We start from the raw sequence: 14,413 nt of genomic DNA on the forward strand, positions 1-14,413 counted from the left end.
GCTCAGCGCCCCAAGGCGTCCCGCACCGCTTCCTCCGTGCGCGCCACCACCGCCGTGCCGTCCTCCGCGGTGATGATCGGCCGCTGGATCAGCTTCGGATGCTCGGCGAGCGCCGTGATCCACCGCTCCCGCGAACCGGCCTCGCGCGGCCACTCCTTGAGTCCGAGCTCCTTCGCGTCCGCCTCCTGCGTCCGTGTGATGTCCCACGGCTCCAGCCCGAGCCGGTCGAGCACGGCCCGGATCTCGTCCGGCGACGGCACATCCTCCAGATAGCGGCGGACGGTGTATTCGGCTCCCTCCGCATCGAGCAACTGCACCGCGCTGCGGCACTTGGAACACGCGGGATTGATCCAGATCTCCATGGGGCCAACGATACGGGACGGAGGCCACGAAAACCCCTCTGGCCAGGGGCGATTGTCAGTGGTGGGCCGTAAAATAGAGGTAGTTCGTGAGAGTTTCACGACCGTGCCAGGAGGTTGCCCATGGCCGTTGCCGCAGTCACGACCAAGCCGCTCCACAAGCCCCTGCAGAAGAGGCCGCTCCCCGCGGGCCGGCCCCGCGAGTGGTACATCTCGCACAACCGCCGCCTGAAGGCCATGCGCCTGGCGATCGCCCTGCTCGACACGGGCGTCTACTACCCGTCCAGCGCGGACAACGCCAAGATACGCACGACTGCCGAGTACATCGGCATCCATCCGCCGTCCGACACGACCTGCCGCATGGTCCGCGCCCTGATCCGCTACGGGCGCTGACGGCCGACGATCGACAGTTGACGCACCCGAAGCCTGTGCCCCCGGACCTCGCCCGGGGGCACAGGCACGTACCCGCCCGCGACGCCGGCGCAGCCATCGACACCGTCCGCGTGCACGCAGGCCGCCTGCCGTCACTCGATCGACGTGCGCGGCATGCGGGCCGCCGCGCCTGCGTCTTGACTGGGACGGATCCGTGAGTGCTGGGAGGCGCGATGACAAGGCGATCCGTACGAGGCGTGTGGGCCGTGCTGCTGACGTCGGTCGTGGCATCGGCTGCCGCCGCCTGCACGGACGATGGCGGTAGCCCGTCCGGCACGGTGTCCAAGGCCGCGTCCGCGGTGGCGTCCGCCGCGTCCAGAGGGGGCGACGTGGCGGCCTCGGCATCAGCTGCCGCGCAGAAGAAACTCCAAAACTTCAAGAACGGCGTGAACGCGGGCAAGGACGTCAAGGCGGGCGCGGTGACCCAGCAGGGCGGCCGCGCCACCACGAAGATCACCGTGACGAACAGCACCGACTCGGCCAAGTCGTACATCGTCCAGATCAACTTCCGCGACCCCGGCGGCAATCTGCTGGACTCGACCGTGGTGACGGTCGACGACGTACAGCCGGGCACCCCCAAGGACGCGACGGCCCGCAGCAACCGCACCCTCGCCGGCGACGTCACCGCCGAGGTGGGCAGGGCGCTGCGCCACTGACAACGAGCAACGGGAGCGGCGGCCACTGAGTGCCGTCGCTCCCGTTGCTCGTCCCGCATGGCCAGGGGGACTCGACCAGGTGGCGGAATGTGGGGGCGGGATGCCGGGACGACGGGTCGCCCTCCCTCAGGAGCCCGGGGTTGCGATCTCGCGCTTGAGGATCTTGCCGGTGGCGCCCTTGGGGAGCGCGTCGAGCAGCCAGACCTCGCGGGGGTACTTGTAGGGGGCGACCTGCGCCCGTACGAACTCCCGCAGGTCGTCGGGGGTGACCTCGGCGCCCGGGAGCAGAGCCACGGCGGCGGCGACCTCCTGGCCGAGAGCCGGGTGGGGGATGCCGATCACCGCGGCCTCGGCGACCGCAGGGTGCTCGTGGAGGACCTCTTCGATCTCGCGGGGGTAGACGTTGAAGCCGCCGCGGATGATCAGGTCCTTCTTGCGGTCGACGATGAAGTAGTAGCCGTCCTCGTCGACGGTGGCGAGGTCGCCGGTGCGCAGCCAGCCGTCGAGGATGGTTTCGGCGGTGGCCTCGGGGCGGCCCCAGTAACCCTTCATGACGTTGTGGCCGCGGACGCAGAGTTCGCCGACGCCGTCCTTCTCGTCGATCAGGCACAGCTCGACGCCCTCGATCGGCGTGCCGATGGAGCCTGCCTTGCGCGGGCGGTCAGGGTGGTTGAAGGAGGCGACCGGTGAGGTCTCGGACATGCCGAAGCCCTCCAGTACGGGACAGTTGAAGGCGGCCTCGAAGCCGTGCAGGACCTCGACGGGCAGCGAGGCGCCGCCGGACGCGCACAGCCGCAGCGAGGAGGCGTCGTAGCTGCCCGGCTGCTGCGCGTGTGCGCCGAGCATGGCCGCGTACATCGTCGGCACGCCCTGGAAGACGGTGACCTGTCGCTGCTGGATGGTCTGCAGGGCCAGGGCGGGGTCGAAGCGGGGCATCAGGGTGAGGTGGGCGCCGGCGGTCACGGCGGCGTTCATGGCGCAGGTCTGGCCGAAGGTGTGGAACAGCGGCAGGCAGCCCAGCAGGATGTCCTCCGGGCTGAGCCGGAACAGCGACTTCGTGATCTCGGAGTTGCGGACCAGGTTGGCGTGGGTGAGCTCGGCACCCTTGGGCACTCCGGTGGTGCCGGAGGTGTAGAGGATGACCGCGGTGTCGTGCTCCTCGCGGATCGCGGCCGGGGCCGGGTCCGGGTGGGCAGCCAGGAGGTCCGTCAGCGAACCGGGGCCGATCGGGACCACGGTGGCGGCGGAGCCCGCTGCCCCGGCGGTCGCCGCGGCCACGGCCGACTCGTGGGCGAACAGCAGCACCGCGCCCGAGTCGCGCAGACAGTGGGCGATCTCGCGTTCCTTGAAGAGCGGGTTCATCGGCACGACGACGGCGCCGGCCCGCAGCGTGCCGTAGTACAGGGCGGGGAACTCGAGCAGGTTCGGCAGCATCACGGCGATCCGGTCGCCGGGGGTGACGCCGCGCGCGGTGAGCAGGGCGGCCACCCGGCCGGCGAGCGTGTCGAGTTCGGTGTAGGTCAGCGACCGGTCGCCGAGTTCGACGGCGATACGCGCGCCGTGGGTGGCGGCGGTGCGGCTGAGGAGGTCGGCGAGGTTCACCTGAGGCCTTTCGTTTCTGGTGCCGTGCACGGCCCGGTCGCCCGCCTCGGGCGGTGGCGCCCCGGGGGCGGGCGGCGAGCCGGGCCGTGTCCGGCGGGTGCGGAATGCGGGACGGTCAGCCGCGCAGTGCGGAGGCGAAGATGGCGGGGAGTTTGGTGATGCCGGGCGCGGTGGTGAAGCGGGTGACGCGTTCGATGGTGGTCCGGGCGGTGCGGTTGGTGACGAAGTACGGCGGGCGCGGGGAGAGCGACGGGGAGCCGGTGAACAGACCGCGCGGGGTGGGGGCGAAGGGCGCGCGCAGCACGGTCTTCTCGATGTCCTCGAGCATGAAGGCGTTGTGGACGAAACCGATGCCGCTGCCGATGTCCTGGCGGGTGTGGCCGGGGTGGGCGCCCCAGGGGGTGTAGCCGAGCAGGAAGCCGATCGCGGACCAGCAGTTGACGCCGAGGGTTCCGTAGCGCAGCCCGGCGACGGCCGCCTCGACCGCGGTGCGGTGGGTCTTCTCGGTCCTGGGGTGGACGATGAGGGTCGCGCCGAGGGTGCCGGGAAGTTCGTCGTTGGCGAAGTCGACGGCGTGGCGCAGGAATTCGGCCGGGGTGTCGCCCGGGAGTCGTACCACTCCGAGGGCGCTGCCGAAGACCTCGCCGTTGATCAGCATGTCGTCGTGGTCGGTGATGTCGGGGACCAGGATGCGGCAGTCACCGTCGCCGTGGGTCTCGGCCTGCGGGTGGGCCTCGAGCACCGAGGCGAGACGCCGGCCGGCGCCGGGGTAGTAGTCGGTGCGGGGCGGCAGTTCGCGCAGCACCTTCCGGATCTCCTCGAGCAGCCGCTCGGTGCCGTCCCAGGCCCGGGGCACCACCAGGATCTGGCTGGCGATGCAGTTGTGGCCGGAGTTGTTCATCTTGCTGGTGACGATGTGTTCGGCCTGGAAGCGGAAGTCCGCCGCGCTCCAGGGGCCGGGGGTCACGATGCAGGGGCTGACCCCGCCCAGCTCGCTGCTGAACGGCTTGCCGATCAGCGGCCTGTCGTCGCGGCGGCGCTCGCCCGCCTGCTCGTCGGTCCCCCACACGATGGCGTCGTGGGTGCGGTCGCTGCCGGTGACGTGGATGGCGTCGACGCCCTCGTGTGCGGCGAGGTAGCCGCCCTCGGCCGCACCGCCGTCGATGAAGCGCACCCAGCCGCGCGCGACGAACTCGGCGAAGACGTGCTCGAAGTGCGGGCGGAGATAGGCGTTGACCGGGTTCATCTTCGCGACGACGACCTGGCCCTCGGCGTAGAGCTTGTGGAGGATGTCGAGCGCGGTGATGGCCGCGACGTTGCCCGCACCCAGGACCAGGGCGACGGCCGGGCGTCCGGGCCGGCCGCGGTACTCGCCGGCGGCCCGGTCCCGTACCCGCTGCGCGGTGATGCCTGAGCGCATCCACACCTGGGCGGTGAACCCGTTGAGCAGCAGGGTGTCCCAGCCGGTGGCGGGGAAGACGTCGACCCGGGTGCGGCCGTCTCGCACGTGCACTGCCCCGGCCTCGACCGGATCCTTGCCCGCCGCGATCCGGCGCAGCACATGCAGGCAGGCACTGACGTTCTGGACGAGCGCCCACGGGGCGCCGATCCAGTCCTCGGCCGCCCACGGGGAGTCGGGTCCGTATCCCTTGGCGCGGGCGCCGGCTGCGGCCATCTCCGCGGCGCTGTCGACGATCCGCGGCATCAACCGCTCCAGCAGCGCGATCCGTTCGGCGATCGGGGTGGTGGTCCACGACGCGGCGCCTTCGCGCAGCTCGGCGAGGGCCTGGTCCAGCGGTTCGGTGTCGATGGCAGGGGCGGTCACAGGTGCGCTCCTAGGGCAGCAGGGGTGGTCGGGCGGGTGCCGGCGGATCAGGCGTTCAGACGAGCGGCGTCGCGAGCCGGGTCGATCAGGGTGACGGCGGCGAGCGCGCCCAGCAGCAGCAAGGCGCCCGAGAGCACGACGGCGGTCTGGTATCCCGCCGCGCCGTGGCTGTCGACCAGAGATCCCACGACGGCGGGGGCGATGAGGCCCGCGGTGGTCACGGTGGCGTTCATCGTGCCGAGGGCGCCACCACGCCGAGCGGGCGGGGCCAACTCGGCGACGGTGGTGACCGCGACGGTCGGGAACGCTCCGCCCAGGCCGAAGCCCACCACCAGCAGCGCGGTCTTCGCCCCGGCACCGTCCACCAGGGGCAGGGCCAGGCAAGCGGCCGCACCGAGCAACAGCACGCTGCCGCCGACCCGGCCACGCGCCCACCGGCTGCTGACTCCGCGGCGCATCAGCCAGCCGGTGAGCCCGGCCTGGACGAGCAGTACCAGGGCGCCCATGGCCCAGGGCAGGGCGACGAGCTTTCCGGAGGCCGCAGCGGAGTGGCCGAGACCGTTGCGCAGGTAGGAGGGCATCCAGACGAGCATCAGCGCCACGCACCAGTAGCTGGTGAAGTACGCAGCGGTGGTGCCGATCCAGGTACGGCTGCCGAAGATCCGACGGTAGGCGGGCTTCGCCGCGGACTCGACGGACGGCGTCTCCGAGGTGTCGGTACGGTACGTGCCGTCGGCACCGAGCACCGCCCACAGCAGGGCCCACAGCGCACCGGCGGCCGCGACCACCCAGAGGGCGGCGCGCCAGCCGTGGTGGTGGATGACCCAGGTCAGGCCGGGGGCGGCGGTGATCACGCCGAGGGTGACGCCGAGGGTGACCAGCGCCCCGGGGAGGTTGCGCCGGTGGTTGGGGAACCAGGACAGTGCGGCCTGCTGGGCGATGGGGAAGGCGGGACCTTCCGCCGCTCCCAGCAGGATCCGTGAGCCGATCAGTACGGCCAGGCCGCCGCCCAGGGCCGCGGGCGTCTGCGCCACCGACCAGAGCACCGCCATGGTGAGCAGCAGCCACTTGGGCCGCACCCGGTCGGACAGCAGACCCACGGCGGCTGCAGCCACCGAGAACAGCAGGAAGAAGGCGCTGTTGGCGAGCCCGAACTCGGTGGCGGACAGACCCATGTCCGCACGGATCTCGTCGGCCGCGAGGCCGAACACGGACTTGTCCGCGAAATTGACCATCATGAAGACCACGAGCAGGCCGGTGACGATCCAGGCGCGGGTGCCGGAGCTGCGGCCCGTCGGGGGCTCTGTCTTTCTGGGTGCGGTGTCGGCGGCGGTCACGGGGGTCCTCCGGAAATGGGGCGCTGACGAGGGGGTGGGCACGCGAGGAGGCGGGGCGGCGCCGCGGCCCGTGAGCGGGCCCGCCGGGGCGGGTCGCGGTGCACGGGGCCTCAGGAGAGCGGTACTCCCGCGATGGCGATCCGCTCCATGACACGCCGCTGCGGGTAGTAGTCGTTGATCGCGTAGTGCTGGACCGCGATGTTGTCCCAGATGGCGACGGAGTCCGGCTGCCAGTGGAAACGCACCTGGAACTCGGGGATACGGGCCTGGAGGACGAGCTCGGCGAGCAGCTCGAGGCTTTCGGTGTCGGACAGGCCGACAATCCGCGTGGTGAAGGGCTCGTTGACGTAGAGCACCTTGCGTCCGGAGTGCGGGTGGCGGACGACCACCGGGTGCTCCACGGGCGGCAGGGTCTCCCGGAACCGGGCGATCTGTTCCTCGGTCATCAGCGCACCCCAGCTGGGCACCCAGTCGTGCACCGCCGTGAGTCCGTCGATCCTGTCCTTCATCGACTCGGAGAGGTTGTCGTAGGCGACCGCCATGTCCGCCCACATCGTGTCGCCGCCGGCCGACGGCACCTCGACGGCGCGCAGCACCGAACCCAGGGCGGGCGCGGTCATGAAGGAGTGGTCGCTGTGCCAGATGTTCTCGCTGCCGACGGTCATGGCGTCCTTGGCCAGACGGGAGACGCCGACGGTGTCCCCCTTGGGGAAGAACGGGTTCTCCTCCGGCTCGCCCCACACCGCTGCGAGCGCGACATGGTGCTCCACCGCGAAGCGGTGCTGGTCACGGAAGAAGATCACCTTCCATTCCAGCAGGGCCTGCCGCAGCTCCTCGGCGAGGTCGTCACCGATCGGCTGCGAGAGGTCGACACCGCTGGCCTCGGCACCGATGTGGGGAGTGAGCGGGGAGATGCCCAGAATCCGGTACTCCGTCTCGGCGCTGCCCGGAGTGGTGCGGTCCAGAACGCGGCGCCCGTAGTGCATCAGGGGCTTGTCGAGGGCGGGCTTGGGGGTGGCGACGACTGCGGCCATGGGTGCTTCCTCCACGGTGAGGATTAATTCGATACCGCGAGTATCGATATTGGGGCATGCCATGGCAAGGGTCTTCGTCCACCGATTTCAAGACCGTGGAGAGAACCGGATCCCGGTCAGCGCTGCACTCCGACTGCGCGGCCGACGAGCTCGACCACCGACTCCACCAGGTGGCTGTCCGGCAGCTCCTGCTCCGCCACCAGGCGGAACACCAACGGCGCCGCCACCATGGTGGCGGCGGCCCGGACGTCGGTGTCCGGCCGCACATCCCCGCGCACGATGCCGCGCTCCAGGATGCGGCCGGTCTCGCCCATGACCCGGTTGACGTACGCCCGGTACGCGCTGCGCCCGGCTCCCGCGTCGGCCGCAGCGCTGAAGACCTCTGCGATCAGGCGGTCCATCCCGGGCGTCCGGTACACCTCGACACGAGCGGTGAGCACGACCCGCAGCTCGGCGCGGAAGTCTCCCAGATCCGGAATGGACAGGGGGCCGACGCGCGACTCGGCGGCCGCGATGATCAGGTCCTGTTTGGTCGGCCAGCGCCGGTAGATGGCGGGCTTGCTCACCTCCGCCCGCACGGCCACGGCGTCCATCGTGAGCGCGTTCATCCCCTTCTCCGCGACCAGTGCGAGCACCGCGTCGAGCACCGCGCGGGTGACCCGCTCCTCCCGGGGGCGCCCCGGCCCTCGTGCTGCGTCCCGAGTCTGCTTTTCGACCATGCCTCGACCCTATGATTTCGCCCCGCACGCCAACCAGGCCGGTCCCCGATCGCGTCCGGGGACGGAGCCGGACCCGACGTTCACCTGTTCGGGCTAGCGGGCATCGCGGCGCACGCCATGCGTTCCTACGATCGGAAGGAACGTGGTGCGGTCATCCGTTCGGGACACACCCGGCAGACCGGGCCCGCGGGAGGCAGCCATGCGCCTCATCGGAATGCCCGCCGTCGCGGGGTGCGTTGCACTGGCACTGTCGGCCCCCGCTGCGATGGCCACTGCCGGCGCCGACCCCATCGCCACCGTCAGCCCGAACACCGTACAGCCAGGCCAAACCGTGCATCTGACCTTGCGCAACTGCGAGAACCCTGGGGAGGGCGGGCTTGCCGAGGGTTCGCTCATCGGGGGCGAGACCACGGCGAGATCCCCCATCGGCATCACGGAGCTCAAGGCCGACGCCGACGGAACGCTCGTCGGCACAGCCACCATCGAGAATTCCGAGCGCGGAACCACGGGGACCGTCTACCTCGCCTGCAACTCGAACCCGGACAAGGTCGTCGAGACCACCGTCACCATCACGCGCTGACTGATGCGTCGGCTTGGTCCCTGAAATGCTGGGCAGCGTTTCCTCGTGGGCTGTGGGACTTCAGCTGTTGGCCGGTCGGCAAGGAACTGGGCCGCGCAAAGGAAGGCATTCGGTCGTCGTTTTGTCGGAATCCGAAACGCAATCAGATGCAGTCCTGTGCATTAAGTTCGGTGTACTTGGTTACGTAGGGCGAGGAATTATCGAAGCAGAGCTGCTTACAGTCGTCCGTACTGTGGCGTCCGGGTGAATTTACTTCTCCGCCCATCTCAATGGCAGGGTCCTGCCTCTCGCCGCCTCCCCGCATTGCCGGCCGCGAGAGACAGATCCTGAATCTCCCTGCCGGCGGCGCCGCAGAGCCGGGAGATCGCCGTCGAGTTGAACATCACCGAAAACACAGTACATTCGTATCTGGACCGGCTGCGGAGAAAGAGCGGATCTCACCGAAGGGCCAGATCCGGCCCGGCTCACGCTGCGCCACGGCCTGACTGGTGACTGTTTGAGCGAAAACGTTTTGCCCACACATAAGACCGGCCATTCTTCCCCTTGTATCTTCTGAGTTAACTAGACAAGCCTTGTTTATTGATCACGGGAAGAAGTAACGCCAACGGCACGTCGCCGCGTCTCAAAGCGCCCGCGGTCAGTGCGCTCAGGTGCAAGCTTCACGTCACCGGTCCTCGGGGTAATGGCCACGAAATCGTGCACGACTTCCACATCGAGATCACCCAAACTTCTCGCGAGGCTGATCATGAAGAAGCAGATATGGCAGAGCATCGGTGTCACGACAGCCGCTTGCTCGACGGTAGGCGGGTACGGCATCACAAGCGCCCGATCCAGTGGCGCGTCCGCACAGGCAGTGCAGAACCATGCCCGCGGTGCAGCCACCTACCCGAATCTGGTTCCGGACCGGGAATGCCATGCAGCCGCCTGACGTCAGGGATCCGGGCGAGGAGCTGCCGGACCCCGCGGCGGACGGACAAGCTCCGGGAGGTGCGGGTGAGAGGGCGGGGTCGCCGGCGGATCATGTCGGCAGACCGGGCGGGATGTCCGCTCTCTCACCGGTATCGGTGATCATCATCGTGCTCTCGGTGGTGGGCGTCGCGGTCGCAGCTGTCGTGCACTCGGTGATGCTCTTCCTCAATATCGCCCCTTTGAACACCCTCTCCCAGAAGCACGCCGCAGGCCTCAACAACTACATCTACCCCGAGTTCGCGCAGGACTGGAAGCTCTTCGCCCCCAACCCGACGTCGGCAAATACACATGTGCAGGCTCGCGTGAAGGTCCTGATGCCCGACGGGGCCCTCAAAACTACGGGCTGGATGGACTTGACCGCGATGGACGAGGCGTGGATCGTGCACAATCCTCTACCCAGCCAAGCGAACCAGAACCAACTTCGCGGCGCCTGGAGCAACTACGTCTCCACACTCGATGACAAGGGCCGCCCGGTCGGCTTGTTCGGAAACCTGATGCAGCAGTACCTGTTGCGCATCGCCGCCCAGCGTTTTGGACCGCACTACGACGGCGGCACCGTGCAACTCGTCCAGCTGCGCTCGGCGAGTACGCCAATCGCGGCGCCTTCGTGGAGCAATCAGTACATCGACACCACGACCGGTTATTTGGTGGAGCCGTGGTGGACCGTCAAGGCGGAGGACTTCAAGTGACCGCATACTCTCCGGCCACGTCCGGCCGCGAATCCGTACCGCCCCCTCGCGCCCGGCTGTGGCGCCGTATCGGCGCCATTATCGAGCGGGGCTTTACGCGTATCACCAGCGGTGTCATCGCGCCGTACCAGTCGGCCGTCATCCGGATCGGCTTCTCGCTCACCTGGCTCGCCCTGCTGTTGCGCGAGTGGGTGCACCGCAACCAGCTCTACGGGGCGGACAGCCCTTGGAGCTGGACCATGGCCCGTGAATGGAATGCCACAAACCACGGCTTCACCATACTCTTGTGGCATGACGGTCGGCTGTGGTTCGAGATCGTCTACCTGGCGGCGATCGCCGCGTCGGTGATGCTGCTCCTCGGCTGGCGGACCCGTACCGCCTCGCTGCTGTTCATGATTGGTGTGCTGGCGCTCCAGAACCGCAACGCCTTCGTGGGGAACGGCGGCGACAACGTCATCCACATCATGGCGATCTACATGGTGTTCACGCGCTGCGGCCAAGTCTGGTCCTTGGACGCGCGGCGCTCTGCGGACGGCCGCGATGACGGCCGGGATGTGGTCGGGATCGTCATGTGGGCGTTCTTCACTGCCGTGCTCACCCTGGTCACCGGACTGGGCAAGCTGAGCACGGGCTGGGCGTTGCTGCTCTGGGGCTTCGTCTTCGCGCAGATGGCGTGGTGGTTGGTGCGGAGCTACGCGCCCGGGGAGCCCCGCACCGTAATGGGGATGGTCGGCAACGTGGTGCACGCGGGTGCGATGCTCGTGATCGCGGTCCAGGTCTGCCTGATCTACTCGAGCTCCGGCTGGTACAAGATTCAGGGCTCCCTTTGGCAGGATGGCACGGCGATCTACTACGCGTTGCACCTCGGCAACGTCACCCCGTGGCCCGCTTTGTCCCACGCCGTCGCGAGTAGCAGCCTGATCGTCCTGCTACTGAGCTACGGCACGGTGATCGTCGAAGTCGCCTTCCCCTTCACGCTTTTCAACAGCCGTGTGAGGACCGTGATGGTCGCGATCATGATGTCCATGCACTTGGGCATCGGGATTCTGCTCGGCCTGCCTTTCTTCACGATGGCGATGATTGCGGCGGATTCGCTCTTCCTCCCGACCGCTGTTCTGCGCTGGCTGAGCGACCGCATGGCGCGCGCAGTGCAGTGGACGCGAGGCGTGGTGCCCACACCACTGGTACCCCAAGAACAGACCGAGCCCGTCCACCGCGCGTGATGGGGGAGTGAAGGACAGGTTCGATCGGCGGCCCGAAGAACTCCCATCCCAGCTCGACCGCTTGCGCGTCCACTGCCAGCAGTACCCGCCGCCGGTCGCGCGGGTGCGGGTGAGGTGGTCGAGCCGCTCCAGGCGGTCGATGATGGTGTGCAATGGCATGGCGGCTCGCGAAGTCGGGCTGCCGTGCCAGTTGCCCGTGGCCGTTGCTGCAGTCACGACCAAGCCGCTCCACAAGCCCCTGCAGAAGAGGCTGCTCCCCGCGGGCCGGCCCCGCGAGTGGTACATCTCGCACAACCGCCGCCTGAAGGCCATGCGCCTGGCGATCGCCCTGCTCGACACGGGCGTCTACTACCCGTCCAGCGCGGACAACGCCAAGATACGCACGACTGCCGAGCGCATCGGCATCCATCCGCCGTCCGACACGACCTGCCGCATGGTCCGCGCCCTGATCCGCTACGGGCGCTGACGACCGTGTGCTGCTGATCGTGGTGCTCCTGCCGGCCGATGTCGTCGCCGCGGCCGTCGGGGTGGTCGCCGGTGAGTTCGCCCCTCAAGTCCCTGCCTCGGTCCGGACAGCTGAAGTCCGTGGCTTCATGAACGGCGGATCCTTGGCCGTCACCCTCGGGAAGTCGGGTGGCGAGGTCGCCTGCGTACACGCCTGCGCCCCCGGGGCTCCGGGGGCGCAGGCTTCGGGTCCGCGGGTTGTGGGAAGCCATCAGGGTCAGAAGTGGTTGGTCCGCTGTTCCCCTGAACTCGGCTTTCGAAGCACGTGCCACGACGGATCTTGCACTTGGTGGGACTGCCAGGAAAGCGCCGTCAGCTTTTTCTCGGTGCCGGTGCCGGGTTGCGGAATCTCGAGAATGACCCGCCGGCCTGAGCGGTCGTCGACAACGAGCACGCTCTCTTCCAGCACCATGCGGCCGACAGAGGGATGCTCCACTTCCCGGGTGGTGACGTGGTGCCTTTCGATTTCGTGCTGCCGCCACCATCTGCGGAAGTCCGTGCTGTTCTGGCCCAGTTCGCGGACCAGTGTGGTGAACCACGGTTCGTGGACGTATAGTCCGGTGGCCGCGCGGAACTCGGCCAGCACGGATCGGGCGCTCGGTTCCCAGTTCTGAATCAGCTCTCGCATATGACCGCCGAAGAAGAGCCACAGCATATGGCGGTGCGCGGGTGGGATTTTGGCCAGATCGCCATAAACATCGGTTCTGGCCTGGTTCCAGGCGAGAATGTTGAAACGGGGACCGAGGGCGAATGCCGGATGTGGATGCTGGCTGTCCAGGATGCGCTGGAGAGCCGGAGGTACGCCGTCCGCGGGTACGTTCGCGCTGGAACGGGCATCCTCGTTCGCCAAAGCCAGGAGGTAGTCGCGCTCTTCGGCGTTGAGGCGAAGGGCTTCGGCCAGCGAGTTGAGGACGTGGTCGGATACCCGGATGTTCCGAGCCTGTTCAAGTTGGGAGTACCAGCAGGCGCTGATGCCCGCCAAGTCGGCGACGTCTTCCCGTCGCAGGCCCGGGGTTCGCCGTGATGTTCGTGTGGGAAGGCCGACCTCTTCCGGCTGAAGGGCCAGCCGTCGTGTTTTGAGGAAGTCCGCGAGCTCCGCTCGCCGTTGGTCGTAAGTCATCCGTTGTTCCCTCTGCTGGGCGACTATTGCGGATGGTTATTACCGGAGACCTCTACTCCTAGGATAGTCGGTTTCTTGATGCGCGCTCTGCCGAGTGTGAAGCTCCTGCTGGGAGCGGCGTTCGGTCCTACGAGGTGCTGAGAGGGGACACCGTTTGTGAACGAGCGCCTGTCTTTCGCTCCGGCAGTCGAAGGGAGAAAGTCATGCGTGGCAAGCGGTACCTCATCCGGCTCAGCCCACTGCTCATCGCTTCTCTGGCGTTCCCAGCAGGTTTCGCCGCGGAAACGGCCGGTGCCTCACCCCCAGCAGCCGTGGCGGCATCGGCCCCCGCGAAGGCAGCGCCCACGACCATCGACCAACCGCGTTTCCCGGGTCAGCAGCAACAGCAGCAGGGCGGCCGGCAGCAGCAGCAGGGCGGCCTGCCGTGCTTCTTTGCGCAGCAACAGCAGCAGGGCGGCCGGCAGCAGCAGCAGGGCGGCCTGCCGTGCTTCTTTGCGCAGCAGCAGCAGCAGGGCGGCCTGCCGGGCTTGTTTGCGCAGCAACAGCAGCAGGGCGGCGGGCAGCAGCAGCAGCAGGGATAGGTCGCGTCAGGGCTGTCCCGTAATCCCTGGTGGATCAGCGCGCGGCGTCAGATGCGGTGCATCGCAAGGCGGAGACGTCCTCGTACTGGGCGCATTCGGGCGTTCCGGCAACGCAGCGAGGTGCCGTAGCTGTCGTCGCGCGCCCGCCAGGGATTACGGGACAGCCCTTAGCCAGGTTGTCTGGCGGACGCCTTGCCGCCTGGAGGCGCGTAACCCGCGATACGGGTTACGCGTCACACGCCCCTGCTCAGCCGGTTCTCAGCGGCAGCATGACAAGGGCTGTCCCGAGGTGTGGGGAAGCGGCCTTCGTCGTTGTTTGTGAGTTCAAGTTGTGAGATCAGGTCAGGGGGCCGGCCCGGCGGTGCTCAAGTGCAGAGGGAGTGGACGCGTGCCGGAGTGGTGAGCCACGGTTCGTGGACTTACACTCCGGTGGCCGCGCGGAACTCGGCCGGCACGGATCGGGCGCTCGGCTCCCAATTCTGAATCAGCGCATATGCCCGCCGAAGAAGAGCCAGCATATGCCGGTGCTCAGAGGGATTTTATTCAGATCGCCTTGGACGTCGGTTCTGTCCTGGTTCCAAACCGGAATGCTGAAGCAGGGACCGAGGGGGGAATTCCGGATGCGGATGCCCGCTGTCCAGGAGGCGCTGGAGCGCTGGAGGTACAGCTCTGCAGAAGTACCGGTGCTGAAACGGGCGTTCTCATTCGTCGGGGCCAGAAGTGGCCGCGCTCTTGGGTGTTGAGGTGAAGGGCCTCGGTCGACGAATTCAGGACGTGGTCAAT

Annotated in this window: 15 protein-coding genes and 1 pseudogene; 8 read left to right on the plus strand and 8 right to left on the minus strand. The window is 68.2% G+C overall.

Going from position 1 to position 14,413, the window contains the following annotated elements; all coding sequences use genetic code 11:
- Positions 1–2 precede the first annotated feature (2 nt).
- Positions 3–362, minus strand: a complete 360-nt coding sequence (locus OHA03_RS22000) for an arsenate reductase family protein (RefSeq protein WP_030926242.1) — start codon at positions 360–362, stop codon at positions 3–5.
- Positions 363–482: 120 nt separating this feature from the next.
- Here OHA03_RS22000 and OHA03_RS22005 point away from each other — a divergent pair, with 120 nt between their 5' ends.
- Both OHA03_RS22005 and OHA03_RS22010 read left to right on the plus strand, forming a co-directional pair.
- Positions 483–752 (plus strand): hypothetical protein, encoded by a 270-nt coding sequence (locus tag OHA03_RS22005; RefSeq protein WP_267005510.1) that lies wholly within the window; start codon positions 483–485, stop codon positions 750–752.
- 212 nt (positions 753–964) lie between these two features.
- The gene (locus OHA03_RS22010) at positions 965–1,447 is read left to right on the plus strand and encodes a hypothetical protein (RefSeq protein WP_267005511.1); all 483 of its coding nucleotides are present in this window, start codon (positions 965–967) and stop codon (positions 1,445–1,447) included.
- A 126-nt stretch (positions 1,448–1,573) separates the two neighbouring features.
- Here the strand turns inward: OHA03_RS22010 and OHA03_RS22015 are convergent, their stop codons facing one another.
- The 5 genes from OHA03_RS22015 to OHA03_RS22035 all read right to left on the minus strand — a co-directional run bounded on the left by OHA03_RS22015 (position 1,574) and on the right by OHA03_RS22035 (position 7,964).
- Positions 1,574–3,049, minus strand: coding sequence for a long-chain fatty acid--CoA ligase (locus OHA03_RS22015; RefSeq protein ID WP_267005512.1), 1,476 nt, complete (start codon positions 3,047–3,049; stop codon positions 1,574–1,576).
- A gap of 115 nt (positions 3,050–3,164) precedes the next feature.
- Entirely contained in the window at positions 3,165–4,874 is a 1,710-nt protein-coding gene (locus OHA03_RS22020) for an aldehyde dehydrogenase family protein (protein WP_267005513.1), read from the minus strand.
- A gap of 47 nt (positions 4,875–4,921) precedes the next feature.
- Entirely contained in the window at positions 4,922–6,211 is a 1,290-nt protein-coding gene (locus OHA03_RS22025; RefSeq protein ID WP_267005514.1) for an MFS transporter, read from the minus strand.
- 110 nt (positions 6,212–6,321) lie between these two features.
- Positions 6,322–7,245 carry a TauD/TfdA family dioxygenase gene (locus tag OHA03_RS22030; RefSeq protein ID WP_267005515.1) on the minus strand — a complete coding sequence of 308 codons (924 nt, stop codon included), beginning with the start codon at positions 7,243–7,245 and terminating at the stop codon, positions 6,322–6,324.
- Positions 7,246–7,361: 116 nt separating this feature from the next.
- Complete coding sequence (locus OHA03_RS22035) at positions 7,362–7,964, minus strand: TetR/AcrR family transcriptional regulator (RefSeq protein WP_267005516.1); 603 nt, start codon at positions 7,962–7,964, stop codon at positions 7,362–7,364.
- A 199-nt stretch (positions 7,965–8,163) separates the two neighbouring features.
- Here OHA03_RS22035 and OHA03_RS22040 point away from each other — a divergent pair, with 199 nt between their 5' ends.
- The 4 genes from OHA03_RS22040 (at position 8,164) to OHA03_RS22050 (ending at position 11,425) form a co-directional block, all read left to right on the plus strand.
- Positions 8,164–8,544, plus strand: a complete 381-nt coding sequence (locus tag OHA03_RS22040; protein ID WP_267005517.1) for a hypothetical protein — start codon at positions 8,164–8,166, stop codon at positions 8,542–8,544.
- 363 nt (positions 8,545–8,907) lie between these two features.
- The gene (locus OHA03_RS48010; protein ID WP_354006166.1) at positions 8,908–9,036 is read left to right on the plus strand and encodes a hypothetical protein; all 129 of its coding nucleotides are present in this window, start codon (positions 8,908–8,910) and stop codon (positions 9,034–9,036) included.
- A gap of 548 nt (positions 9,037–9,584) precedes the next feature.
- Positions 9,585–10,202, plus strand: coding sequence for a DUF5819 family protein (locus OHA03_RS22045; RefSeq protein ID WP_267005518.1), 618 nt, complete (start codon positions 9,585–9,587; stop codon positions 10,200–10,202).
- The gene (locus OHA03_RS22050) at positions 10,169–11,425 is read left to right on the plus strand and encodes an HTTM domain-containing protein (protein ID WP_267005519.1); all 1,257 of its coding nucleotides are present in this window, start codon (positions 10,169–10,171) and stop codon (positions 11,423–11,425) included. Before OHA03_RS22045 ends, OHA03_RS22050 begins: the two co-directional genes overlap by 34 nt.
- Positions 11,426–11,447: 22 nt before the next feature.
- Here the strand turns inward: OHA03_RS22050 and OHA03_RS22055 are convergent.
- A pseudogene (locus tag OHA03_RS22055) lies at positions 11,448–11,569 on the minus strand (MarR family transcriptional regulator); the annotation flags it as partial.
- A 52-nt stretch (positions 11,570–11,621) separates the two neighbouring features.
- Here OHA03_RS22055 and OHA03_RS22060 point away from each other — a divergent pair.
- Entirely contained in the window at positions 11,622–11,891 is a 270-nt protein-coding gene (locus tag OHA03_RS22060) for a hypothetical protein (RefSeq protein ID WP_267005520.1), read from the plus strand.
- 255 nt (positions 11,892–12,146) lie between these two features.
- Here the strand turns inward: OHA03_RS22060 and OHA03_RS22065 are convergent, their stop codons facing one another.
- Positions 12,147–13,049 (minus strand): helix-turn-helix transcriptional regulator, encoded by a 903-nt coding sequence (locus tag OHA03_RS22065; protein WP_267005521.1) that lies wholly within the window; start codon positions 13,047–13,049, stop codon positions 12,147–12,149.
- Between the two features lie 203 nt (positions 13,050–13,252).
- Here OHA03_RS22065 and OHA03_RS22070 point away from each other — a divergent pair, with 203 nt between their 5' ends.
- Complete coding sequence (locus OHA03_RS22070) at positions 13,253–13,630, plus strand: hypothetical protein (protein WP_267005522.1); 378 nt, start codon at positions 13,253–13,255, stop codon at positions 13,628–13,630.
- The last annotated feature ends 783 nt before the right edge of the window (positions 13,631–14,413 follow it).

Origin of the sequence: Streptomyces sp. NBC_00154, from assembly GCF_026342835.1 — a bacterium.
Lineage (GTDB): Bacteria > Actinomycetota > Actinomycetes > Streptomycetales > Streptomycetaceae > Streptomyces.